A 3,029-nucleotide genomic window follows, 5' to 3' on the forward strand; every position below is an offset into this window, starting at 1 on the left:
GGGCATGCAGTCGTGGCAAGCCCTCCGATGCCATATCGGCTCTTGAAGCTGGCTGAGGGTCATGGGTAATCAGGAAAATAGATACAGGAGTATTGAACACACGGTGAGTCAAACCGCACCGTTACTTTAGCCACTTCAGATAAGCTGGACAATTGTCATTTATGACAGGTCAGCGATTGAATCTTGTTCAGGTGTGTAGCCATATCCTTTATTTATCAATTAATTATCATTTTTGTTCCAAGTGTGACCAACTTGGCTCAAATCGATGCAGCTAATGCTATGATGCTTGAGCCTCAATCGGGTTGTTTCATTTCAGGGAAGAAGGGTGCCCACCATGTCTGCACGATCTCCGTTATGAATTCCTCTGGGCCTCTTCTGTTTGCCCCCGCTGCTGATGCTGTTGCTCACCCCCCTGTTGAGCGACAAGCTGGCTCACCACCTGTTGCAGACAAAGGAAAGGGCTCTGCTCGACTACCAGTAGGAGCGCAACCAGCTCCTGGATCACGATGTCCCCGCTCAACTCGCCCACTTTGCCTTCGATTGCGGCCCCAAAGACATGGCGCTGCTGCGCTCACCCCAGTATTACAACCGCCATATTCGCCTGGCCGGCCTGCAGCTTGCCAACGGGAGCGGCTGCTCCACCCTGGGCCCCGCCCTGCCCCAGCTTGCCGACGCCGGCATACCGGTCTCCCCCGACTTTCATATTTCCAGCACGGCCCCCATGTTCGATACCGAACGCGAAACCCTGGTCTATGCGAGACGCAACGGCAATCTGGCCTATTGGGTGCTCGACAGCAGCTGGAGCCATGAGCTGCTGCGCACCCCCTGCAACGACTGTTTCTACCTGGAGTTCAACCACAAGCACCCGACCCAGTCCGGGCTCTTTTTCCCCCGTGGCAACAAGCACATTCGAGAAGAGGCAAACCCGATGCGGCTGCTCAGTTTCGACCCCCAGCATCAGGTGGAACAGACCCTCTGGGCTGGCGAGGCACTGAAACGCTACGCCCGCTCACAGATACACCGTGATGGCCTCTGGTCGGCCGGGGCGCTGGGGGTGCTGCTGGCGGCCCTCTACTGGGGCCTTAGAAACTACCGGCGATCCCTCAAAGGATTGCTGCAAAGAGGGCTGGCTCGGCGGGAGTTCATCCCCTTCTATCAGCCCATAGTGGACAGCAGAAACCGAAGGGTAGTGGGATTCGAGGCCTTGCTGCGCTGGCAGCGAGGACGGGATCTGGTGTCGCCAGGCACCTTCATCGCCTATGCGGAAGAGCAGGGGCTCATCCTGCCGATGACGGATCAACTGCTGGAGCGCATCCTGGCGGATCTCCCCGTCCTGGCCCCGCATCAGTGGGTCAGCGTCAATCTGGTGGCGGGCCATATCGAGCAACCTCGTCTGCGCACCCAGTTGCAGCGCCATGGCTGGCCCTCGCCGGCCCGCCTCACCTTCGAACTCACCGAGCGGGATCCCATCAAGCACATCCAGGGGGCCATGGCGGAGATCGCAGCTCTGCAGGAGAGGGGCTATCACTTCAAGCTGGATGACTTCGGCACCGGCTATGGCGGCTTTGCTTACCTGCAACGGCTCGGCATTCGCCAGATCAAGATCGACAAGATGTTCGTGGATACCATAGGCACGGACGACCTCAAGCGCAGCGTGCTGGATGCCACCATCGCTTTCGGCCTCAAATCGGGCATGGAGATGATCGCCGAAGGGGTCGAAACCCAGGAGCAGGTGGATTATCTGCATCGCCACGGAGTCCACCTGATCCAGGGCTACGTCTATGCCAAGCCCATGCCCCTGAGCAAACTGAAGATCTGGCTGATGGCATGGCAAGAGGGCGAGACAACCAGCCCCTCCGACCCGCACTGAGGCGGTATCTGCCCCGCCTCTCACCCTTTGCAACAAAATGATGCTCCGCATGAGAAGCATCTCCCCTTATCATGGGTCTGTGCACCTTGGGTGCACCAAGTCGCTCCATACCCCGTCGGCCGAGGCCGCCCCGAGATGAGAACCACTGCCTATGAAGTCTTTTATCCGACAAGAGATTGCTCTGCCTGCCGGTCTGCTGACCCTGCTCTTCTTCAAAACCCTAGGGAGCGACCTGCTGGCAGAGACAACCCCCCTTGCGGTCTACCTGCCGGTGTCGCTGGCCCTGCTTGCCATCGTGACCTGGGCCATCTTCTCAGTCGTGCGTCACTCTGACGCCCTCGCCATCAAGCTCGGGGAACCCTTCGGTACCCTGATCCTGACCCTCTCGGTCATCTCCCTGGAAGTGGTGATGATCTCCTCCGTCATGCTGACCGGCGATCCCAATCCCACCATGGCCCGGGACACCATGTTCGCGGTGGTGATGCTGGTCACCAACGGTCTGGTGGGCTTCACCCTGCTGTTTGGCGGCTGGCGCTATCACACCCAGAACTTCAATCTGGACGGGGTCAAATCCTATCTGGTGGCCATCATTCCTCTGGCACTGCTCTGTCTGGTCCTGCCGAACTTCACCCAGGGCGGCACTCTGGGCAGCCTCTCCAAGGCCATGTCATGGATGCTGATCATCATCTCCATCCTGCTCTATGGTGTCTTCCTGCTGATCCAGACCCGCAGCCACAGCCACTTCTTCGTCGACAGTGATCATGAGGATCTCGAGGATCACCACGGCCCGCTGCAGAGCAACGTCTATCACACCCTCTTGCTGCTCGCCTACCTGGTGGTGGTGATCCTGCTGGCCAAGACCCTGGCCATCCCCATCAACTACGGGGTGCACGTGATGGAAGCCCCGATGGCACTGGGTGGCTTCATCGTCGCCTGTATCGTACTCGCCCCCGAAGCGGTCGGCGCCATCAAGGCGGCCTTCAACAACCAGTTGCAGCGGGCCATGAATCTCTACTTCGGCTCCGTGCTGGCCACCATCGCCCTCACGGTACCCTCCGTGCTCTTCATCGGCTCCCTGATGGGGCCAATGCTGTTCACTTAAGAGAATTTGAGTTCCAGTCCACGTAGTATCAGGGCTAAAAAATGAGGGAGGCATGAT

The 3,029-nt window shown here is 58.8% G+C and carries 2 pseudogenes; both read left to right on the forward strand.

The window, feature by feature from the left end:
* Window positions 1-394: 394 nt before the first annotated feature.
* A pseudogene (locus OKB81_RS19850) lies at window positions 395-1,870 on the forward strand (EAL domain-containing protein).
* 151 nt (window positions 1,871-2,021) lie between these two features.
* Window positions 2,022-2,954: pseudogene (locus OKB81_RS19855) on the forward strand (calcium:proton antiporter); the annotation flags it as partial.
* Window positions 2,955-3,029 lie beyond the last annotated feature (75 nt).

It is taken from the genome of Aeromonas sp. QDB56, assembly GCF_027705505.1.
Classification (GTDB): Bacteria; Pseudomonadota; Gammaproteobacteria; order Enterobacterales; family Aeromonadaceae; genus Aeromonas; species Aeromonas caviae.